The organism is Kitasatospora sp. NPDC088742 (genome assembly GCF_055584905.1).
Map to the genome: position 1 here is coordinate 121,180 of NZ_JBVJLD010000010.1, position 20,628 is coordinate 141,807.

The following is a 20,628-nucleotide window of genomic DNA, read 5'->3' on the forward strand; positions in this document are numbered from 1 at the left end:
CCTCCGGGCCGCCCCGGCACCGCCCCGCCTCCGAACCCGAGACCGAAAGAGCCAGCACCGGTGTCCTCGACCAACAACGTCCCCGGCGCGCACACCTTCCAGGTGGACCTGCGCGGCCTGGTGGACCTGCTCTCCCACCACCTCTACTCCAGCCCCCGGGTCTACCTGCGCGAGCTGATGCAGAACGCGGTCGACGCGATCTCCGCCCGCCAGGCGCTCGACCCGGCCGCCCCGGCGAAGATCACCATCAAGGCCGGTGCGGAGTTCTCCGTCACCGACACCGGCGTCGGCCTCAGCGAGGCCGACGTGCACACCTTCCTGGCCACCATCGGCCGCAGCTCCAAGCGGACCGCCGACGGCGGGCTGGACGGCTCCGGCCTGGCCCAGGCCCGGAGCGACTTCATCGGCCAGTTCGGCATCGGCCTGCTGGCCTGCTTCGTGGTGGCCGACGAGATCACCGTGGTCAGCCGCTCGGCGAAGACCCCGGACGCCCCGGTGATCGAGTGGCGCGGCGGCTCCGACGGCCGGTACACCATCGCCACCCTGCCCTCGAGCGCCAAGCCGGAGCCCGGCACCACCGTGACGCTGCGCCCGCGCCCGGACGCCGCCGAGTGGACCACGCCCGGCAAGGTGCTCGAACTGGCCCGCCACTACGGCGGTCTGCTGCGCCATCAGGTCACCGTGATCGACGGCGGCGGCGTGGAGATCCCGGTCAACCCCAACCCGGCGCCCTGGGCCGCGACGTACGGCTCCCCGCTGGCCCGCCGCGAGGCGCTCACCGCGTACTGCCGCTCCACCTTCGACTTCACCCCGCTGGACACCATCGAGCTGGACCTGCCGCTGGTCGGCCTGCGCGGCGTGGCCTACGTGCTGCCCGACGCGGTGCCGCCGTCCCGTCAGGCCGGCCACCGGGTGCACCTCAAGGGCATGCTGGTCTCCGACACGGCGTCAGAACTCCTGCCGGACTGGGCCTTCTTCGTCCGCTGCGTGGTGGACGCCGACAGCCTGCGCCCGACCGCCTCCCGCGAGGGCCTGTACGCGGACGAGACGCTGGCCGCCGTCCGGGACGCGCTCGGCGCCCGGATCCGGGACTGGCTGACCGGCCTGTCGGCCAGCGACCCGGCGCTGCTGCACCGCTTCATCGGCGCGCACCACCTGGCCGTCAAGTCGCTGGCCCGGCACGACGACGAGCTGCTGCGGATGCTGCTGCCCTGGCTGCCCTTCGAGACCACCGACGGCAACGTCACGCTGGACGAGTTCGCCCGGGCGCACCCCGTGGTGCTGGTCGCCCGCACCGTCGAGGAGTTCCGCCAGGTGGCCCCGATCGCGGCCGCCGCCGGGCTCGGCGTGGTCAACGGCGGCTACACCTACGACCGCGACCTGGTGCACCGGCTGCCCGAGATCCGCCCCGGCAGCTCGGTGGCCGACCTGGACCCGGGCACCGTCACCGCCCACCTGGACGCCGTCTCCCCCGACGCCGAGCTGGCCGCGGCCGCCTTCCTGGCGGTGGCCCGCGAGGTGATCGGCCGCTTCGACTGCGACGTGGTGCTGCGCACCTTCCACCCGGCCAACGCCCCGGCCCTGCTGCTGGACAACCGGGAGGCCAGGCACGAGCGCAACCGCGCCCAACTGGCCGACGAGACCGACGGGTTGTGGGCCGACATCCTGGGCTCGCTGCGGGCCGAGGTGCCCCGCGCCCAGCTGGTGCTCAACCACCTCAACCCGCTGGTGCGCCGGGCCGCCACGATCGGCCACCGCGAGCTCGCCGTGACGGCCGTGGAGGCGCTCTACGGCCAGGCCCTGCTGCTCACCCGCCGCCCGCTGAAGTCGAGCGAGAGCGCGCTGCTCAACCGCTCCTTCATCAGCCTGCTGGACCACGCCATGCTCGGCCACGAGTCGGCCACGCCGCACGAGGAGTCCTGATGACCGACACCAAGGACGCGCTCTACCAGGCGCTGCGCGACAACGACACCGAGCCGCACGGCCGCCCGCGCACCGTCAAGGCCGAGGAACTGGCCGAGGCCGCCGAGCAGTTCGACGACCGCGAGCTGCTGCTGCTGGCGCTCTTCGACCTGATGGAGGCGTACGAGTACGACGCCGAGCCGCGCAAGGCGCCGGTGGTCTTCGCCCGCATCCTCAAGCTCTGGGACCAGCACCCCTCGGACTTCAACGAGTGGAGCAGGCTCCAGCTGTTCTGGCGGTTCAAGTGGGTCGCCAGCGCACTGCTCAGCGTGCCGGACGTGCCGCTGGCGGCGATCGAGCGCTGGCACGGCGAGATGCGCGAGCGGTACCGCACCGAGGGCCTCGGCCTCCAGCCGTACTACGCCCAGCGGTTCCACCTGGCCGCGCACACCGGCACCGGCGAGGCGGACGCCTACGAGCTGTGGGCCGGGCGCCCGCGCACCCGCTACAGCGACTGCCACGCCTGCGAGTTGCGCGCCCAGGCCCGCCACCACGTCCGCCACGGCGACGACGCCCGGGCGCTGGAGACCTGGGCGCCGGTCCTGGACGGCCGGGACACCTGCTCCGAGGAGCCCTACACCAGCCAGGCCGACTCCCTGCTGCCGCTGCTCCGGCTCGGCCGCACCGACCAGGCCCGCTCGGCCCACCTGGCCGGGTACCGGGCGGCCCGGGGCAAGTCCAACGCCGCCGGCCAGATCAGCCTGCACCTGGAGTTCTGCGCGCTCTCCGGGAACGCGGCGCGCGGCCTGGAGATCCTGGCCGAGAACCGCGACCTGTTCGCGGCCGCCCAGGGCGACCCGATCTCCCACCTCTCCTTCCTGACCGGCGTGGAGCTGCTGCTGGCCACCCTGGCCGGGCAGGGCCACGGCGAGCTCGCGGTCAGCGGCCCGCCCGGCGGCCCGGCCACCGTGGCCGGACTGCTGGAGCAGGTGCACGGCGAGGCCGAGCAGTTGGCGGCCCGCTTCGACGCCCGCAACGGCACCGAGCGTGTGAGCACCTGGCGCCGGGAGCGGCTGGAGCGGCAGCCGCTGCTCAGCGAGCCGCTGGCGCTCGGCCTGCGGGCCGCCACCCCGGTGCCGGTGGTCCCGGCCGCGCCGGCCCAGCCGGTCGAGCCCGCCCCCGAGGACTTCACCGAACTGGTGCTGCGGGCCCGCGAGTTGCGGCTCACCGCGCACCCGGAGGCGGACCGGCTCTGGCAGCTGGTCGCGGACCGCCGGGCCGCCGACGACAGCCCGCTGCCGGAGGCGCTCGGCCCGGAGGAGCGGCTGCTCGCCGACCTCGCGCTGCAGCGCGCCTCGGACGCCTTCGACCGCGACGAGGACGATCAGGCAGGTGTCGAACTGGCCGAGGCCGAGCGGCTGTTCGAGCTGTCCGGGTACCCGGACAAGGCCGCCGCGCAGCGCGCCCGGGCGGCCCTGGTCAACTTCACCGCCGAAGACTGGACGGCCGACTGGGCGCTGCTCGACGAATCCCTGCGGATCACCGAGGAGGCCTTCGAGGCCGGCCGGGCCACCGGCCCGGAGGAGGTGCTGGTGGTCCGCCAGTGCCGGGCGATGGCCGGCTACCGCGGCCTGGTCGAGGGGCTGCCCGAGCCCTCCGCCGAGGCCCGGGCGGTCTTCGAGCGCGAGGTGGAGGCGTACCGGACGCAGGCCCTGACACACGGTTACCCGCACCGTGCCGCCACCGCGCTGATGTACCGGGGCGACGCGCTGGGCCGGGCCGGGCAGCTGGAGCCGGCCGAGGCCGCCGCCACCGAGGCCCTCGCGCTCCAGGAGCGGGCCGGGACCCCGTGGCACACCCCGCGCACCCTCAGCCTGCTCAGCCAGCTGCGCTTCCAGGCCGGGGAGCCCGGCCAGGCCGTCCCGCTGCTGCACCGCGCGCTGGCCGAGGCCAACCGCTGGGGCGACTCCGGCTTCCCGTACGGCTCCACCTACGCGATGCTCGGCCACGCCTACGCGCACGGCGGCGACCACGCCGGGGCGGTCCGCGCCCTGTCCGAGGCGGCGGCCCGGCTGGACGCCGACGGCGACACCGCCGGGGCCGCCGAGATCCGCGGCCAACTCGCCTCCCAGCTCCGGGAGTCGGGCCGCGCGGCGGACGCCGTCGCGGTGCTGGAGTCGGCCCTGCTGGAGACCGAGGGCCTGGACGAGCGGCTGCTGGCCCAGCTCCGGCTGGATCTGGCCCGCGGCCTGTACGTGCTGGACGAGAACCGTGAGGCGGCCGAGGAGTACCTGCGGCTGGCCGACGTGGTGGCGGACTGGGAGGACCAGGACATCCACACCATGGTCGCCTGCGAGGCCACCGTCGCGCTGGCCGAGGCCGGCCACTGGGAGGCCGCCGCGGCCGCCCGCGACCGGGCCGTCGCCTCCCACGCCAAGGCCCCGCGCACCGGCCAACTGGCCGACACCTTCCAGCAGTTCGCCCGCCTCACGGTGAGCAACCAGGGCCCGGACGGCCTGCCGGAGGCGCTGGCCCTGCTGGCCGAGGCCGACCGGATCCGCGAGGCGGCCCGGGAGGCCGGCGAGGAGCTGGACTTCTGGTACCTGGAGGGGGCCGCGCACGACGCCCGGGCCCGGGTGTACGCGATCGCCGAGCGCTTCGAGGAGGCCCTGGCCGAGGCCGAACTCTCCATCGCCGCCTACGACAAGGGCGCCGAGCGCGGCGAGGGCTCGCGGGCCGAGGGGGTCCGGCTGGCCGCGATCCTGGAGGGCGGGAAGCTGGGCCGCACCGACGCGGCGGTGGCCCGCCTCACCGCCGGGATCGACCGCTGCACCCGCGCTGGCCTGCTGGAGGCCGCCGGCATCCTGGCGGACCTGCGCGAGCGGATGCAGGAGAGCTGACCGGGGCCGAGCAGGTCCGACCCTCTCTCAGCCGTCCGGGCCGCCCCCGCCGTTGCGCGCGGGCGGCCCGGGCCGTCCCGGTGTTTGATGGTGCCGATCAGTACCGATCACTGCCGATCAGCCGCACCAGCGCCCCGGGAGCCCCCGCGTGACCAGACTTCCCGACTTCCGGCTGGAGACGTACTTCTCCCGCTGGGAGTTCACCGCCAGGCACCACCTGACCGCCTCCGACGCGCAGAGCATGCGGATGTCCGAGCTGCTGGAGCTGGCCGACGAGGCCGACCGCGAGGCCTGGGAGTCCCTGACGCTCGGCTACACCACCACCCACGGAGACGCCGGCCTGCGGCAGGCGATCGCCGAGACCTGCACGCTGGCCCAGGCCGAGGACGTGCTCTGCTTCGCCGGGGCCGAAGAGGCGCTCTACCTGGCGATGCGGGTGCTGCTCTCGCCCGGCGACCACGCCGTGGTGGTCACCCCCAACTACCAGGCCGCCGAGACCGTCCCGCTCTCGGTCTGCGAGGTGACCGGCGTCGCCCTGGACCCGGCCCGAGGGTGGGCCCTGGACCTCGACGAGGTACGGGCCGCGCTGCGGCCGAACACCCGGGTCCTCTCGGTCAACTTCCCCAACAACCCGACCGGTGCGCTGATCCCCGCCGCCGACCTGGCCGCGCTCGCCGAGCTCTGCGAGGAGCGCGGCATCCGCCTGTTCAGCGACGAGGTCTACCGCGGCCTGGAGGCCGACCCGGCCACCACCCTCCCGCAGGCCACCGACCTCTCGCCGAACGCGATCTCACTGAACGTCACCTCCAAGGCGCTCGGCCTGCCCGGCCTGCGGGTCGGCTGGATCGTCTGCCGCGACCGCGAGCTGCTCTCCCGGCTGGAGCGGGCCAAGCACTACACCTCGATCTGCAACTCCGCCCCGGGCGAGCTGCTGGCCCGGATCGCGGTCAAGTCCGCCGACCGCCTGCTGGCCCGCAACCGGGCGATCCTGGCCGCCAACCGCCCGCTCTTCGACGCCTTCTTCGCCGCCCACCCCGAGCTCTTCGAGTGGCAGCCCCCGGCCGGCGGCTGCGTCGCCTTCCCCCGCTACCTCGGCGAGGACGGGGTGGAGCGTTTCTGCACCGACCTGGTCGAGCAGGCCGGGGTGCTGCTCCTCCCCGCCTCCGTCTTCCGCTCCGAGCTCACCCCGACCCCCACCGACCGCTTCCGGATCGGCATCGGCCGCCGCGACCCGCAGCCCGCCCTGGCCGCCTTCACCGACTGGCTCGCCGCCCGCTGAGCGAGCGTCACCCACCGGCACCGAGGTCGTTGAGCGCCGCCACGATCCGGCGCTCCTCGAAGGCGAAGTGCGACTCCATGATGGCCGCCAGGCCGTCCACCCCGGCCCGGACCCGGCGCACCTCCTCCTCGTCCGGCTGCTCGGACACCGTCGCGAGCAGCCGCTCCAGCTCGTCCACCAGACCGGAGATCATCCGGTGGTCCTGCGTCAGCTTCTCCAGCACCGGCCGGAGACCGGGATGCTCCCGGGCCAGCTCCGGGAACATCACCGCGTCCTCGCCGGTGTGGTGCTCGGTCAGCGCCGAGCAGAACGCCGCACAGTGCCCGCGCAGCCCGGGCAGCCGCCGCCCGCCCGCGGCCACGTCCTCCTGGAGCCGGGCCAGCTCCTCCCGCAGCCCGTCGTGAACCTCGACCAGCTCCACCCCGAGCGCCTTGAGCCGGGAAACCGCACCGGCACGATCCGTCGTCATGACCGGCATTCTGCCCCTACGGCCGGGACGGCGGGCAGGGATCAGCGGGCCGGGGCGGTGACCGTCGGCTGGGCGTTGCCGGGGCCGGTGGCCGGGGCGGCGGGCGTGCTGTCGTGGTGGCCGGCCAGCCAGAAGCCGGCCAGCAGGCCGGCCACCGCGAAGACCTTGTGCCGGTTCAGCTTCCACCAGGACGGCGAACCCGCCGCCATGAAGCGCAGTTGGGTGAAGTCCGGATGCTCGCTCGGCGCGCCGTCCTTGAACATTCCCATGGTTGGTGAACCTCCTTCCACCTTCAGGGGGTTCATGACCATACGCCCGGCTCTGTCTTGATCGCAGGTCATTAATCCTTTTCCCCGACGGCACTGATGCCTCGTCAGCACCGGCGCCCCCGCCGGTTACCGTGGCAAGGTGCCCACCTCCCTCCCGCCCGGCTGGCTCCCGCCGGAACGGTTCGTGCCCACGCTGCCCCACGGTCTGGCCTGCGCCGGCCTCTTGCTCACCGACGCCGCCGGCCGGCTGCTGGCCCTGCGCTCGGTCCGCGGGCCGGACCAGTACGTGCTCCCCGGCGGCTTCCTGGAAGAGGGTGAAGACCTGCTCGCGTGCGCCCGTCGGGAGACCGTCGAGGAGCTCGGCTTCCTGCCCGCGGGCTGCGCGGGGGCCCCGACGCTGCTGGTGCTGGCCTGGTCCGCCCCCGAGGGCCCCTGGCCCTGGCGGCTGGCCGCATTCTTCGACGGCGGGGTGATCACCGAGGCGGAGACCGCCCGGATCACCCTGGATCCGGTCGAGCACGACGCCTTCGCGCTGCGCCCGGCCGAGGAGCTGATCGCGCTCGCCGACGCCCGCCGCGGCCGGGTGCTGCGCGCCGCCACCGAGGCCCGCCGCACCGGCCGCCCGGAGTACCTCGTCCTACCCCCCAACGGCAACTGACACGGGCCCCGCCGGCGGTCGCCGACGGGGCCCGTTACCGATGCCGGCTCAGCTGCCGTGCACGCCCAGGTCGTAGACCGAGTAGCCCCACTGGGTGCCGCGCTGCTCGCCGTGCAGGCGGACGTAGCGGGCCAGGGTGGCCGGGAAGACGGCGGTGTCCAGCCCGCCGTTGCCCTCGGTGGTCGACCAGACGGTCCGCCAGGCGGCGCCGTCGTCCGAGACCTCGATCCGGTACCCCTTGGCGTACGCGCGCTCCCACAGGACGGTGACCCGTCCGACCACGGTCGGCGCACCGAGGTCGATCCGCAGCCACTGGTCGTCGCTCCAGTCGCTGGCCCAGCGGCTGCCGGAGTCGGTGTCCACCGCCCGCCCGGCGGCGTAGCTGACGAAGGGGTTCCACTCGGTGGAGCTGGCGGCGGCCGGGCGTCCTGCGGCCAGGTTCACCGTGGCGTTGTGCTTCTCGGCGGCGCCCCAGGTGGTCAGGTAGGACTCGGCGCCGCGGAACAGGTCGTCCACCACGCCCTGGCCGCCGGTCAGCCGGATGTCCTCGATCCAGTCCGGCACCATCCCGATGTGCGCGGCCCCGTCCGTGTTGAGGTCCCAGGTGCGCTGCCCGGTGGTCTGACGGTCGATCAGCGAGCCGCCGTCGGTGGAGCGGAAGGGGTAGCGGACCGGGTTCGGGGTGTCCGCCCCGCGCGGGCCGGGCCAGCCGCCGACGCCGTTCATGTCGGTGCCGTAGCCGTAGCCGACGCCGTACTTGTCGCGCAGCGCGTCGGTCCGCTTCGCCTCGGCGGAGAAGCCCTCGGCGCCGTGCATGTACTGGGCGACGAAGCCGCCGAGCTTGTAGACCCGCTCGGTCCAGTCCAGGTCCATCCAGCTGTGCGAGGAGATGATGCCCGGGTACGAGGCGGACTCCAGGATGTCGAAGGCCGCCCCGGCCGCCTTGACGCCCATGTGGTCGATCTCCAGCATCATGTGACGCTTCATCATCCCGCGCACCGCGTACGCGCCGAGCTCGGTGAGCCCGCGGCTGTTGCACTGCGCGTCGGCGGCGTAGCCGGGCACCGAGGTGCCGGCCGGGAGCAGGCCCTGGGCCTGCGGGGAGGCGGCCAGGCCGATCGGGTTGTCGTGCTGCGGGCCGGCGCACTTCTCGGTCTTCCAGAAGGTGCCGGTGGAGAGGAACTGGCCGACGTTGATCGCGGTGCCGAGCGCTCCCTCGTCGAAGCGCACGCCGCACAGCGCGTTGTCGAGCTTGTGGCAGAGGAACATGCTGCGCACCCCGATCCGGTGCAGCTCGTCCAGCCCGCGGTCGATGTCGTCCCGGCTGCACTGCGGCACGTCCAGGATCTGCTTGCAGCCGAAGGGCTCGGAGGTCTCCACGCCGAGCACCACCGCGAGCTTGCCCTGCGCGATCACCTGCCGGGCCATCGCGGAGTCGGTGACGATCCGGAACCAGCCCTTGCCCGGGCCGCCGTACATCGCGTCCACGTAGTCCTGGAGCTCGTAGGTCTTCTGGGCCTGGAGCCGGATCGAGGTCATCTCGTCGCAGCTGCGGTCCTTGAAGAAGTAGACCGAGCAGATCACGCCGTTGGTGACCAGGTCGTTGACCAGCACCCGCTGGCCGCCGCGCCAGGCCCGCTCGACCCAGGCGTAGTAGTTCTGCTGGTGGGTCAGCGAGTCGTGGGCGGGCCAGTCCTTGAAGGTGGGCCAGCCGACCGGGTCGTGCCGGCCGTCACCGCCGTTGGTGATCATGTCGAAGATGGCCAGCGAACCGTCGGGGTAGTGCTCCGGACAGTCCTTGAGCGCGTCCGCGACGCCCTGCTGGGAGAAGGCCGCGCCGCAGATCAGCCGGCCGCCGAAGGCCTCCGCCGACATCAGGTGGTCGTGCGCGTCCACAAAACCGCGCACCTTGCCGTTGGCGTCGGTGCCCTTGAACGGCTCCCCGGTGACGTTGATCTGCGAGTCCGGCACCGGCCGGGCCGTCGGGTCCCACCAGTTGGCCCCGGCGGCGGCCGACGACCCCGGGGCGGGGCCGACCAGCAACACCGCCACGGCGAGCAGCAACGACAGCAGCGCGACGAGTCCACGTCTGCGGTCCGGGCGACGAACAGCCATCCCACACCTCCGCGATCCGGCCCTGGCGGGCCGTCACGGCCCGCGTGCACAGTGCGACGAGGATCGCGACCACGGCCGGGACGCGTCAAGGCTTCTGACCATCTTCCTGACATTGCGTCAGCAAGAATCGCGCAGAACCGCGCTCAAACCCCCGCGAACACCCGAATCCGCTCAGCCCCGGCCCGAGTTGCGCGGGTGCTGCTTGGCGGAGCGCTCGTTCCCCCGCCGGTAGTTCCCGGTCCACCGCGCCATCACCAGCTGCGCGTCCCCCGACTCCACTTCGGCGAGGAACTCCGCCGCCCGCTGCCCCCGCAGCGTCCCGGCCGGCTTGCGGTGGTGCAGGATCTGCACCGTCCCGTCCGGGCGCTGCTGGTACTCGAACCCCGACGGTGCCGGCACGTGCTCTCCTCATCTCCGCTGACTTCGACCGGCCCACCCTGGCCCACGTGTCGCACTCCGGCAAACGATTTCCCTGCGCCGGCGGTCAGGAGGTCAACGGCGCCGCGGCCCTGGCCGCGAGTCGGCGGATCTCCTGGAGCAGGCCATCCGCGTCCCGGTCCAGGTCCAGTGCGTGCTGGTGGATCGTGATGCCCGCGCCCTTCACCCGGTGAGTGCGGTGGGGAGCGCTGCCCTTCGCGTAGACCAGGTGTCCCTCCCGCAGCCCGAGGGCGGTGCAGTAGGCGAGCATCTGGTAGGGATCGGCGTCCGGAAACCCGGAGGGCCGGCTCACCTTGTACTTCGCGTCGACCACCATGCACGGGACTCCGTCGGTGCCGTAGGCCACCAGATCGGGCCGCATCCCGATCACGGCCGCCGAGTCGAGGAAGTGCCGATCCTGGAGACGACTCCGCAGACCGCGGGACCGCAGCGCCTCCCCGAGCGCGACCGTGACGAAGTCCTCGAACAGGCGGTTCATGTCGAACAGGAACCCGTTGACCCTCAGGTCACCGGTCCGGTGTTCCACGGAGCTGTCGCGCAGGATGGACTCGGCGAGGCGCAGCGCGGGCCGGTAGCGCGAGTTGAGCCTGCTCGGCTCCCAGGCAGGAAGCCGCCCGCCTCGCCGGAGGACGGTCACCTCCGCCATCCGGGCGCGGTGCCGCAGCAGCCGACGGCGCACCAGCGGATCCATCCCCGGCAGTCGCAGCAGACGCTCGGCGGCGGTCCGCAACAGTCGGTTCTCCGCGGTGTCCACCGTGAACTCGTCGTAGACGATCTCCACCGGAACGGCCATCCCGTACCGTCGCCGGATCTGCTCACTCTCGAGGATCCGCCCGCGCACCGTCGTCGCACTGGACCGGGTCGACACGTAGCCCTGCAGCAGCCCTTGGCGCAGGGCCGCCTCCAGGTGACGCTCGTAGACGCGGGCCATCACCGGCAGCACCTCGGTCTCGTCACCGAGGTCCACCTCCTCGCTCCGCCAGCCCTTGGGGTCCAGGCTGTAGCCGAGCAGGAAGAACAGGCGGGGCATCGGGACCTTGGGAGTGATCCGCAGCGCCACGCCCGGACCTCCGGGAACGTCCACCGTGAGGACACCGACCTTGCTGCCCGCTGCCACCGACCAGTGGCCGGCCCGGCGCGGATCCGGCGAGGCCCTCACGGCCTTCGACTCGGCCAGTGCCCGCCCGACCCGATCGTCCATCCGGCAGGACACCGGACCACCGTGCTCGACCAGGAGCAGATCGGTCACGCTCCCGGCCGCCCACCACTCGTGAGCGTGGCGCGGAGGGCGCTCAACCCGTACGTCTCCTCGACCGCCAGGCCCTCACCGTAGTGGTGCTCCTCCAGCAAGGGCAGGATCTTGGTTCGCCAGGCCCGCTCCAACACACCGTCCTGGTGGATGTTCCGCTTCATCAGGTACGACGGCCCGACGAGGAAGTCGGCATCGTCGATCCGGGCGTTGAGGAGCTCCAGCAACTCGGCCGGCTCGCCGTCGATGCCCTCACGGTCGAGCCAGCGGGCGAGCAAGCCCTTCGTGGGTTCGGCGCGCGGCGAAAGCTCGACGAATGCGAACCGACGGCGCATGGCAGCGTCCACCAGGGCGATCGAACGGTCCGCGGTGTTCATGGTTCCGATGACGAACAGGTTGGGAGGCAGCGCGAAGTCGTCCTCGGAGTAGGTCAGCCGCACGGACCTGTTCCGGTATTCGAGTAGGAAGTAGAGCTCCCCGAAGACCTTGGCGAGGTTCGCCCGGTTCATCTCGTCGATGACCAGGAAGAACGGAAGATGCCGGTTCATCTCGTCCCGGGCCAGGTCCGCCAGCTCGCGCAGCGGCCCCGGGGTGAGGCGGAACGCCACCTCTCCGCTGTCCCGGTCCTCGCGCGGCCGGAACCCCTCGAAGAAGTCCTCGTAGGAGTAACTCGGATGGAACTGGACCAGCTTGACCCTGTCCGGTGAACCGCTGAGGTGCTCGGCGAGCTTCAGCGCGAGGTGCGTCTTGCCCGTCCCCGGAGGTCCGTAGAAGACCAACTGGCGCTCCTCCAGCAGGATTTCCCGGATCTCCTCCAGCCATCCCGCCTCGTGCACCAGCACGTCCTCCCGGAGCTGATCGGTGAACTCCGGCAGCTCCAGCTCACGTCGGGCGACGACCGCGGGTGGCTCCACTCCCGGCGTGGCGCCCATGGCCTCCGCCTCGGAGGCCAACTGTTCGTCCGTCAGGCCGAGTCCCTCGATCAGCACCCTGAACGCGGTCAGGTCCACGACGCCGTGCGGCACCGTCAGCTTCTGCTGGAGCTCCTCCGGCAACTCACCGCCCGGTACACCACCGGCCTGCCACTCGACCGGCCGGCGCAGTTCGCCGTGCGTCCCCGTCCGCACCTCCTCGACCGAGCCGACCACCTTGCCGATGTACAGCCGCTCCCCTTCGAAGGCGCACACCGTGTCCCCCGGCTTCATCCTGGAGAGGAAGGCGTGCAACTCCTCCACCAGCTGCGCCCGCTGACCGTAGGGAACCGTCGCGTCGTAGTCTTCCGCCACTATCCTGCGGAGCTGGTCCTTGCTGGAACCCTGCTGAGCACCCGGCCGCAGCCAGACCGCGGAGAAGCTGACGATTCCCTCGAGCAGCCAACGCTTCCGGACGTCATCCGGGCCGGCCAGCCGGTCGCCCCGCACCAGCCAGGCACGGTTCGGTCCCCACCAGACCTGTGACATGAAGTCGGACAGCGGCCTGCCGTCCTCGGCCCGCCACTCCTCCCAGCCGTTGGCGCTGCGACCCACCAGGATCTCCGCGGCGGCGGACGGCGAGCCGCACTCGATGTCCGCCGTCGTCTCCAGCCACCCCGGCCACGTCTGCGACTCCGTGATCCGCCCGTCCTCGATCAGTTTCTCCCGAAGGTTGTACGAGGAGGGGACCCTGAGCTGGAAGGACGGAACCACCACCGGACGGACGGGGGAGCCCGCGGTGACCACGAACTTCTGACTACCCGCCACCTTCTCCTCCAGCAGCCGACCACGGGCGGTCGGGCCGGAGTTGGGCAGACGCAGGAGGAACTCCGGGTATTCGTCGGTCATCTGCTTCTCTCTCGGTAGCCGGCCTGGATCAGGATCGTAACCACCCTCTCGGACAGCACTCCCCCACCGCGTCCGGCCGCGGCGAGGAGCATTTCCCCGAAGGAGGTGGCGTGGCAGGAGCAAGTGGTCCATGATCGCTTCAACAAGAGGCTGATCTGGAGGCCGGTCGGTGGTTCGGACACGCAGTGGGGGAGAAGTGCCCACCTCGGGGGGCTGGATCGATCGGCTCATGCCCGAGTCGGAGATCCTCGCTGCGGTCGGACGCTTCGACGGCGATCCGCTGGCGATGCTGCGGCAGTCGGTGCGCACCGCCGAGCGGGCGTTCCGCATGCTGGACGAGTGCGACACCGTACTGGACCGCGCCTCCGAGGACGCCCTCGCGATCGTGGGGCGGCTGGCCCCTGCCCTCGAGTCGGAGAACGCGGAGGCGGTACCGGCGATGCTCGCCGAACTCCGGCGGATCGCCGCGACCGTGACGCTGTCCGAGCCGAAGCGCCAACTGGTCAACCAGCTCCTCGGACTGGACCGCCCAGCCGTGCCGGACGTCGACGGACGGTGTCCACCGACCATGCCCGAACTGCCCCGGGTGCCCTCCCTGTACGACGACGACCAGGCCCCGGACACGGATGACCTGTTGGAGATGTCGGAGGCCCACGCGGACTTCGTTCCGAAGCTGCGGAAGGTCCACGCCGAGCGGATCCGGCTGGCCTCCGCACATCTCGTCGAACTGCTGACGTACGAGGCCGAGACCGGTTTCGCCGACCACACCAGGGCGGCGGACACCCTCACCGAGGCGGAACGCACCTACCGCGTCTGGCAACAGTGCCGCACCGAACGCGCCCGGGACCTGGCCGAGTCCGACCGGCTCTGAGCAGCCCTCCCGCACGGCCGCCCGGTGTGCCTCGGCGACAACCGCCCTGTTCCCGTCCACCATGAAGGCCAGGGGGTCCTTCGGATGCGCCCGGGAGGCGTTCATGGCCGGTGACGGTCTCACCATCTGTCTCTGGTTCGACGGCCGGGCCGAGGAGGCGGCGGACTTCTACGCCTCCGTCTTCCCGGACTTCCACCGCGGCCGCACGCTCCACCGACCCGCCTCCGAACAGGGGCCCGCCGGGCCGGTGCTCACGGTCGAGTTCGAACTCAACGGCCAGCGCTTCGTCGCGCTCAACGGCGGGCCGGAGTTCACCTTCAACGAGGCGGTCTCGATCGAGATCACCTGCGCCGACCAGGCCGAGCTCGACCACTACTGGGAGCGCCTCACCGACGGCGGCCAGGAGGTCGCCTGCGGCTGGCTCAAGGACCGCTTCGGCGTCTCCTGGCAGGTCACCCCCACCGCCCTGGTCGACTGGATCGCCGACCCCGACCCCGAGAAGGCCGCCCGCACCTTCCAGACCATGCTCGGCATGGTCAAGCTCGACATCGCCACCCTCCGGCGCGCGTACGAGGGCGACTGACCGTCAGGGCCAGTACGGCTCCGCCCGCTCCGCCGCCCGCACCACGGCCGCCCCGTCCACCGTCAGGGCGGTGCGCTCCAGCCCCAGGCTCGGCCACTCCACCGTGAACTCGAACGGCCCCGGCGGCGGCAGCGGCGAGATCCAGACCTGCCGCTCGGCCTCGTAGTACTCCCCGTCGGTCCCGGCCGAACCACCCCCCTCGAAGGTCCGGCCCCGGTACCCGCCGGGCACCTGGACCCCGAACCGCAGGTCCGTCCGGACCGGGAGTCCGGCCGGTCCGGGCGGCCCGAACTCACCGACCACCCCGGCCCAGGCCGCCTCCGGCAGCGCCCCGCGCCGGGCCACCACCTTCACCAGCAGGCCGCACCCGCGCGCGGACGCCTCCAGCGACCGCACCGCGACCAGCGCGTGCTCGCTCCGGACCACGAACTGCTCGATCGGCACCGACACCCCGAGGACGTGCCGGGACGGCTCGGGCCAGATGTCTGTCTCCACCCGCTCACCCTAACCACCGGCCGCCCACCCCAAACTCCCTTACAGCAAACGGACGTTGGCACTCCCCATGCCCTTCCCCGGAGCGCCGCCGCAACCGGCCGCCCCTCCCCGGGCGATCATGTCCCCATGACCAGCGCCCCCGCCCCGGCCTTCCACCACGCCCTCGCCGCCCACACCACCGTCACCCTCGCCTACACCGACGCCGACGGCCCGCAGGCATGTGCCGTCCTCTACGCCCCGACCGACCGGGCCACCCTGCTCTTCGTCTCCTCCCCCACCACCCGCCACGGCCGGGCCCTCGACGGCGCCCGCACCGCCTTCACCGTCCAGGCCGATCACCAGGACTGGCGCACCATCACCGGCCTCCAGGGCCACGGCACCTGCCGCCTCCTCACCGACCCCGACACCCGCGCCGCCGCCTGGACCACCTACACCGCCCGCTTCACCTTCCTCGCCGACGACCCCGCCCTCACCACCGCCCTCGCCCGCACCGCCCTCTGGGAGCTCACCCCCACCGACCTCCGCCTGATCGACAACTCCCAGGGCTTCGGCCACCACCAACAGTGGCCGGCGCCGGCCGCACCCTCGGCCTGACCCCTCGTGTTCCGAAGCCGTGCGGGCCGGTACGGGCCGGTGCGAGCCCGCTCAGAGCGCGACGCGGGCCGACGGGGCCTGGCCGTTCTGCGCCTGCCGGAAGCGCTCCGCCAGCGCGCGGCCGAACGCGAGCAGGGCCTCCGGGTCGACGGCCCGGTACCCGGCGTCGAGGGCAATCGATCCGACCAGCGTGCCCACCCGGAACTGCAGCCGGGCCTCGTACTGGGGAGTCGACCCCGGCTTCCGGGTGGAGAGGGCGGTACTGCTGTCGCCGACACCGGCCAGCGACATCTGGCTCCAGACCGGTACCGGGGTCGTGACACCGGAGCCGGGCGCCGTCGTGGTCGCCGTCCGGCCACCGGGCAGGATGAGACTAGGCCTGCTCCGCCTCCCAGAGGCCGCTGAAGAGCTCGTCCAACTGCTCGGTGCCGACCGGGGGTTCGGCGATCGGGTGTTCGGCGCGGGCCCGGAAGGCGTCCAACTGGAGGGCCAGGTAGCGGCGCCACAGGCCCGGGCGGACGGCCTCGGCGGCCGGGACGGCGCGGCAGAGCGGGCCGAGCATGAAGAGCAGGTCCATCACCAGGACGTCCGGCCGCATCGTGCCCTGCCGCTGCGCCCGATCCACCAGCCCGCCGACCGTCTCGGCGTTGCGCCGGCTGATCTCCATCATGGCCGGCACCGCCGGGATGGCGGCGGTCACCAGGTCGTTCAACCCCCGGTTGGCGGCGACCAGTTCGAAGACACGGTCGAAGTAGAGCTCGATCCCGGTCCAGCCGTCCGGCTCGGCCAGCGCCGCCTCCCCCGCCTCCACCATGGCCCCGCCCGCCGAGGCGAAGACCTCGCCGATCAGCTCCTCCCGGGTCGGGAAGTGCCGGTAGAGGGTGGCGTTGCCGACGCCCGCCCGACGGGCGATCAGGTCGAACGCCACGTCCAGGCCCTGCTCGGCGAAGAGCTCCGTGGCCGCCGCGACCAGGGCCTCTCGATTGCGCCGCGCGTCCCGTCGCCGGGGGGCGGCCTGCTCATCCGTCATGCCCCAACCCTACGCAACCGGAGACGAAACGGGGAGCACTCCCCACTACTGCTACGCTGTGCCCGTCGAAACGAGGAGCAGTCCCCGTTTCGTCGCCGGACCACGTCTCGCGCACCAGGGGAGTGCCATGACCACCCGTCAGAACCCCGAGAGTCCCAAGAACCTCAAGAACCCCGAGGGCCCCGGCCTCCGCACCGCGGACTGGCTGGACGGCCGCCTCGGCCTCTACTCGCTCGCCCGGACCAACCTGCGCAAGGTCTTTCCGGACCACTGGTCCTTCATGCTGGGCGAGATCTGCCTCTACAGCTTCCTGATCATCATCCTGACCGGCGTCTACCTGACGATGTTCTTCAAGCCGAGCATGGCCGAGACCGTCTACCACGGCGCGTACGCACCGCTGAGCGGCATCCGGATGTCCGAGGCCTACGCCTCCACCGTGGACATCTCTTTCGAGGTCCGCGGCGGCCTGCTGATCCGTCAGATCCACCACTGGGCCGCGCTGGTCTTCGTGGCGGCGATGTTCGTGCACATGATGCGCGTCTTCTTCACCGGGGCGTTCCGCAAGCCGCGCGAGGTCAACTGGGTCTTCGGCTTCCTGCTGCTCTTCCTCGGGCTGCTGGACGGCTTCTTCGGCTACTCGCTCCCCGACGACCTGCTCTCCGGCACCGGCATCCGCTTCGTGGAGGGCGTCACCCTCGCCGTGCCGCTGGTCGGCAGCTACGCCCAGATGTTCCTGTTCGGCGGCGAGTTCCCCGGCACCGACATCGTGCCGCGGTTCTTCACCATCCACGTGCTGCTGGTCCCCGGCATCATGCTCGGCCTGCTGGTCGGCCACCTGATCCTGGTCTGGTACCACAAGCACACCCAGTGGGCCGGCCCGGGCCGCACCGAGCAGAACGTCGTCGGCATGCCGCTGATGCCGGTCTACCTGGCCAAGGCCGGCGGGTTCTTCTTCCTGGTCTTCGGCATCATCTCGGCCATGGCCGCCGTCGCGACCATCAACCCGATCTGGGCGTACGGCCCGTACCGCCCCGACCAGGTGTCGACCGACGCCCAGCCCGACTGGTACATGGGCTTCGCCGAGGGCCTGATCCGGATCATGCCGGGCTGGGAGGTCGGTCTCTGGGGCCACACCCTCAATCTCGGCATCCTGATCCCCTTCCTGGCCTTCCCCGCCGTCCTCGGCGCCATCGCGGTCTACCCGTTCGTCGAGAGCTGGATCACCAAGGACACCCGCGAACACCACCTCCTGGACCGCCCGCGCAACGCACCCGTCCGCACCGCGCTCGGCGCCGCCTGGATCAGCCTCTACCTGGTCCTGCTCGCAGCCGGCGGCAACGACCTCTTCGCCACCCACTTCCACCTCTCCCTCAACACCATCACCAACGGGGCCAGGATCGGCGCCTTCGTGGTCCCGGTGGTGGTCTTCACCGTCACCAGGCGCTGGTGCCTCGGCCTCCAACGGCGGGACCGGGACAAGGTGTTGCACGGCCGGGAGACGGGCATCATCAAGCGACTGCCGCACGGCGAGTTCGCCGAGGTCCACCAGCCGCTCCCGCAGGCCGAGTTGCACCGCCTGACCGCCCACCAGCAGTACTCCCCCGCCGAACTCCCGCCCCGCGCGGGGCTGGTGACCAGGCTCCGGGTCCGCCTCTCGCGCACCTACCACGGCCCGGCCGGCCAGCTCCCCAAGCCGACCCCCGCCGAGGCCGCCACCGCCGACGCCACCCACCGGCACCACGAACTCACCGACGCGCCCTGAGGGGAACGACATGAGCAGCCTCGACAGCGACGAACTCGCCGACAACCGCTACCTGTTGCTCACCACCTTCGAGACCGACGGCAGCACCGCCGCCGCCCCCGTCTGGGTGGTCGCGGACGGCTCCGCGCTCGGCATCTGGGCCCGGGCCGACTCGGCCGAGGTGCGGCGGATCCGCCGCCACCCCGGCGTGCTGGTCCAGCCCTGCGACGCACACGGCCACCCGGTCGGCACCCGCCGGACCGCCCGGGCCGCCCTCTGCGGCCCGGAGGCGACCGCCTGCTACCGCACCTCGCTGCTCAACAAGTACGGATTCACCGCCCTGCTCACCCTGGCCCGCAGCCGCCTCCGCCTCGGCCTGGCCGGCACCGTCGGCATCCGGCTCACCCTCACCACCCCGCTCCCCTTCGGCGAGCCCTTCCGCCCCTCCCCCTGGTACAGCCTCAACTAACCGACCAGCGCGGGGCCGTAGACGGTGTGCAGGACCCCGGTCGCGAAGGCGGTGCTGCTCAGGAGCTCCAGCGGCACCGGGTCCGCCGTCTCGTCGAACAGCCGCAGGCCGCGGCCGACCGCGATCGGGTGGACGAACAGGTGCAGCTCGTCGACCAGCCCGGCGGCGAGCAGCGCCCGCACCACCGAGATCGAGCCGGACATCCCGATCGGGCCGCCCTCCTCCCGCTTGAGAGCGGTCACGGCCTCGACCAGACCGCCCTTCAGCTGCTCGGAGTTGCGCCAGGTGAACTCCAGCTCCGCGCTCGACACGACGATCTTGCGGGCGTCACCGAGGGCCTTGGCCATCGGCGCGTCCTCCTCCCCGGCGGCCTCCCGGGCCGGCCAGGCTCCGGCGAAGCTGTCGTAGGTGACGCGGCCGAACAGCACGGTGTCGGCCGCGCCGAGCTGGGCGCCGACCGCCGCGCCCATCTCCTCGTCGAAGTAGGGCAGGTGCCACTCCCCCGGGTTCTCCACGACGCCGTCGGCGGCGATGAACAGGCCGGCGGTGATCTTCCGCATGAGGTACTCCCCGTCTCTCGTGAGCGTCGTTCGCTCTCACCGGGTCAGACCGGCCCCGGCACCCGGACTCATCGGTCCCGGCGAAGATTTTTTCAAGATCCTCCGCTGTCAGGGGCGGGCGGTTGAATGTCCGTCATGAGCGCCCCCGACGTAGCCCGTCTGCTGCCCGAGCCCGACCGCCTGCGCGAGCACTGCCTGGCCCTGGCCGTGCTGGAGGCGATCCTCTGCCCCGAGGAGGACTTCCGGTACCACGCCTTCGACGCCGCCTGGGCGCCCGGCGAGCAGCTCGCCTCGATGCGCAACGGGAACGGCGACGAGCACTCCGTGGTCTTCACCCCCGCCGGGGTCTACCTGCGCGGCTTCGACCACGAGTCCTACCTCAGCCCGTACGCGGAGGGCCGGGTCTGGCCGGGGGTGGTCGACGAGGTGCCCGCCGAGCTGCGGCACTGCGTCACCGAGCCCGCCTTCTGCGACGACGGCGTCCCGACCCTCACCGCCGCGATCTGGCGGCTGACCGGGGACACCGCCTACCGCACCGGCGAGATCGACTTCCCGCCCGGCCTCCCCGACGCGGACGGCGCCGACTGGCTCTTCCGCTCCCTCACCGACACCGCCCCCGAGACGTACGCCGAGTTCGCCTCCGACTACTACGACACCGAGCTCGACCTCGACGCCGTCCGCCACGTCTTCGCCCTCCGCCCGCTCACCGAGGAGCTGGTCCGCACCCTCAACCCCGAGCTCACCCTCGACGACCTCGCCGAGGACCTCAAGGAGACCGGCTACCCGGCCCCCTGACCGGCCGTCAGTCCAGGCCGTCAGTCCAGGCCGTCCGGCCGGACCGTCCTCAGCGGCTCCGCGACGCCGGGGCGGTCGGCATACGGTGCGAACTGCCCCCGGATCCACCCCGCGATGCACGTCGGCACCCCACCGGTGAGGGTGGTCACCCGCTCGACGGCGGCCGCCGCCTCCTCCGGCCGCTCCAGCGCCGGCTGCGCCAGCACCACGGCGCGGAGCCGTTCGGCCAGGTGCGGGGAGAGCGCGACCGGGGCGCCCGGACCGGGGTCCATCACCCTCGCGTAGGACGACAGCGCCAGGTCGGGCCGGCCGAGGCGCAGCCAGGTGTGGCCGCACAGCGCCCGGGCCGCCGCGATGCGGCAGGCCTTCACCAGTCACTCGGTCCGCCACG

General features: G+C 72.4%; 21 protein-coding genes. 10 read left to right on the plus strand and 11 right to left on the minus strand.

Going from position 1 to position 20,628, the window contains the following annotated elements; all coding sequences use genetic code 11:
• Window positions 1-60: 60 nt before the first annotated feature.
• The 3 genes from ACZ6ZR_RS11465 to ACZ6ZR_RS11475 all read left to right on the plus strand — a co-directional run bounded on the left by ACZ6ZR_RS11465 (window position 61) and on the right by ACZ6ZR_RS11475 (window position 6,081).
• Entirely contained in the window at window positions 61-1,923 is a 1,863-nt protein-coding gene (locus ACZ6ZR_RS11465; protein ID WP_465641762.1) for an HSP90 family protein, read from the plus strand.
• On the plus strand, window positions 1,923-4,802 hold the full coding sequence (locus ACZ6ZR_RS11470; protein WP_465641764.1) for a hypothetical protein: 2,880 nt from the start codon (window positions 1,923-1,925) through the stop codon (window positions 4,800-4,802). The genes ACZ6ZR_RS11465 and ACZ6ZR_RS11470 overlap by 1 nt, the downstream gene beginning before the upstream one ends.
• 148 nt (window positions 4,803-4,950) lie before the next feature.
• Entirely contained in the window at window positions 4,951-6,081 is a 1,131-nt protein-coding gene (locus ACZ6ZR_RS11475) for an aminotransferase class I/II-fold pyridoxal phosphate-dependent enzyme (RefSeq protein ID WP_465641766.1), read from the plus strand.
• 7 nt (window positions 6,082-6,088) lie between these two features.
• Here ACZ6ZR_RS11475 and ACZ6ZR_RS11480 read toward each other — a convergent pair whose 3' ends face one another.
• Both ACZ6ZR_RS11480 and ACZ6ZR_RS11485 read right to left on the minus strand, forming a co-directional pair.
• Window positions 6,089-6,550, minus strand: a complete 462-nt coding sequence (locus ACZ6ZR_RS11480; protein ID WP_465641768.1) for a hemerythrin domain-containing protein — start codon at window positions 6,548-6,550, stop codon at window positions 6,089-6,091.
• A gap of 41 nt (window positions 6,551-6,591) precedes the next feature.
• Window positions 6,592-6,819 carry a hypothetical protein gene (locus ACZ6ZR_RS11485; RefSeq protein WP_465641770.1) on the minus strand — a complete coding sequence of 76 codons (228 nt, stop codon included), beginning with the start codon at window positions 6,817-6,819 and terminating at the stop codon, window positions 6,592-6,594.
• Between the two features lie 139 nt (window positions 6,820-6,958).
• Here ACZ6ZR_RS11485 and ACZ6ZR_RS11490 point away from each other — a divergent pair, with 139 nt between their 5' ends.
• On the plus strand, window positions 6,959-7,477 hold the full coding sequence (locus tag ACZ6ZR_RS11490; protein ID WP_465641772.1) for an NUDIX domain-containing protein: 519 nt from the start codon (window positions 6,959-6,961) through the stop codon (window positions 7,475-7,477).
• 48 nt (window positions 7,478-7,525) lie between these two features.
• Here ACZ6ZR_RS11490 and ACZ6ZR_RS11495 read toward each other — a convergent pair whose 3' ends face one another.
• From ACZ6ZR_RS11495 to ACZ6ZR_RS11510, 4 genes are all read right to left on the minus strand, one after another.
• Window positions 7,526-9,592, minus strand: a complete 2,067-nt coding sequence (locus ACZ6ZR_RS11495) for a galactose-binding domain-containing protein (RefSeq protein WP_465641774.1) — start codon at window positions 9,590-9,592, stop codon at window positions 7,526-7,528.
• Window positions 9,593-9,763: 171 nt separating this feature from the next.
• Window positions 9,764-9,991: a hypothetical protein gene (locus ACZ6ZR_RS11500; RefSeq protein WP_465641776.1), complete on the minus strand. Its 228-nt coding sequence runs from the start codon at window positions 9,989-9,991 to the stop codon at window positions 9,764-9,766.
• Window positions 9,992-10,076: 85 nt separating this feature from the next.
• Window positions 10,077-11,279 (minus strand): McrC family protein, encoded by a 1,203-nt coding sequence (locus tag ACZ6ZR_RS11505; protein WP_465641778.1) that lies wholly within the window; start codon window positions 11,277-11,279, stop codon window positions 10,077-10,079.
• Window positions 11,276-13,099, minus strand: coding sequence for a DUF4357 domain-containing protein (locus ACZ6ZR_RS11510; RefSeq protein ID WP_465641780.1), 1,824 nt, complete (start codon window positions 13,097-13,099; stop codon window positions 11,276-11,278). Before ACZ6ZR_RS11510 ends, ACZ6ZR_RS11505 begins: the two co-directional genes overlap by 4 nt.
• A 229-nt stretch (window positions 13,100-13,328) precedes the next feature.
• On the opposite strand from ACZ6ZR_RS11510, the gene ACZ6ZR_RS11515 reads away from it, so the two are divergent.
• Together ACZ6ZR_RS11515 and ACZ6ZR_RS11520 are read left to right on the plus strand one after the other, a co-directional pair.
• Window positions 13,329-13,970 (plus strand): hypothetical protein, encoded by a 642-nt coding sequence (locus ACZ6ZR_RS11515; protein WP_465641782.1) that lies wholly within the window; start codon window positions 13,329-13,331, stop codon window positions 13,968-13,970.
• 103 nt (window positions 13,971-14,073) lie between these two features.
• Entirely contained in the window at window positions 14,074-14,553 is a 480-nt protein-coding gene (locus ACZ6ZR_RS11520; RefSeq protein WP_465641784.1) for a VOC family protein, read from the plus strand.
• 3 nt (window positions 14,554-14,556) lie between these two features.
• On the opposite strand, the gene ACZ6ZR_RS11525 is transcribed toward ACZ6ZR_RS11520, so the two are convergent.
• Entirely contained in the window at window positions 14,557-15,048 is a 492-nt protein-coding gene (locus ACZ6ZR_RS11525; protein WP_465641786.1) for a hypothetical protein, read from the minus strand.
• Window positions 15,049-15,174: 126 nt separating this feature from the next.
• Between ACZ6ZR_RS11525 and ACZ6ZR_RS11530 the strand changes: the two genes are divergently transcribed.
• The gene (locus ACZ6ZR_RS11530; RefSeq protein ID WP_465641788.1) at window positions 15,175-15,642 is read left to right on the plus strand and encodes a pyridoxamine 5'-phosphate oxidase family protein; all 468 of its coding nucleotides are present in this window, start codon (window positions 15,175-15,177) and stop codon (window positions 15,640-15,642) included.
• Window positions 15,643-15,693: 51 nt separating this feature from the next.
• Here ACZ6ZR_RS11530 and ACZ6ZR_RS11535 read toward each other — a convergent pair whose 3' ends face one another.
• Together ACZ6ZR_RS11535 and ACZ6ZR_RS11540 are read right to left on the minus strand one after the other, a co-directional pair.
• Complete coding sequence (locus ACZ6ZR_RS11535; protein WP_465641790.1) at window positions 15,694-15,933, minus strand: hypothetical protein; 240 nt, start codon at window positions 15,931-15,933, stop codon at window positions 15,694-15,696.
• 82 nt (window positions 15,934-16,015) lie between these two features.
• Entirely contained in the window at window positions 16,016-16,672 is a 657-nt protein-coding gene (locus tag ACZ6ZR_RS11540; protein ID WP_465641792.1) for a TetR/AcrR family transcriptional regulator, read from the minus strand.
• A 127-nt stretch (window positions 16,673-16,799) separates the two neighbouring features.
• Here ACZ6ZR_RS11540 and qcrB point away from each other — a divergent pair, with 127 nt between their 5' ends.
• Window positions 16,800-18,434 carry a cytochrome bc1 complex cytochrome b subunit gene (qcrB, locus tag ACZ6ZR_RS11545; protein ID WP_465641794.1) on the plus strand — a complete coding sequence of 545 codons (1,635 nt, stop codon included), beginning with the start codon at window positions 16,800-16,802 and terminating at the stop codon, window positions 18,432-18,434.
• 10 nt (window positions 18,435-18,444) lie between these two features.
• Complete coding sequence (locus tag ACZ6ZR_RS11550) at window positions 18,445-18,882, plus strand: PPOX class F420-dependent oxidoreductase (protein ID WP_465641796.1); 438 nt, start codon at window positions 18,445-18,447, stop codon at window positions 18,880-18,882.
• On the opposite strand, the gene ACZ6ZR_RS11555 is transcribed toward ACZ6ZR_RS11550, so the two are convergent.
• On the minus strand, window positions 18,879-19,442 hold the full coding sequence (locus ACZ6ZR_RS11555) for a dihydrofolate reductase family protein (RefSeq protein WP_465641798.1): 564 nt from the start codon (window positions 19,440-19,442) through the stop codon (window positions 18,879-18,881). The two genes, ACZ6ZR_RS11550 and ACZ6ZR_RS11555, sit on opposite strands and share 4 nt — an antisense overlap.
• Before the next feature lie 135 nt (window positions 19,443-19,577).
• Between ACZ6ZR_RS11555 and ACZ6ZR_RS11560 the strand changes: the two genes are divergently transcribed.
• Complete coding sequence (locus tag ACZ6ZR_RS11560) at window positions 19,578-20,237, plus strand: hypothetical protein (RefSeq protein ID WP_465641800.1); 660 nt, start codon at window positions 19,578-19,580, stop codon at window positions 20,235-20,237.
• Between the two features lie 20 nt (window positions 20,238-20,257).
• On the opposite strand, the gene ACZ6ZR_RS11565 is transcribed toward ACZ6ZR_RS11560, so the two are convergent.
• On the minus strand, window positions 20,258-20,608 hold the full coding sequence (locus ACZ6ZR_RS11565; protein ID WP_465641802.1) for a hypothetical protein: 351 nt from the start codon (window positions 20,606-20,608) through the stop codon (window positions 20,258-20,260).
• Between the last annotated feature and the right edge of the window lie 20 nt (window positions 20,609-20,628).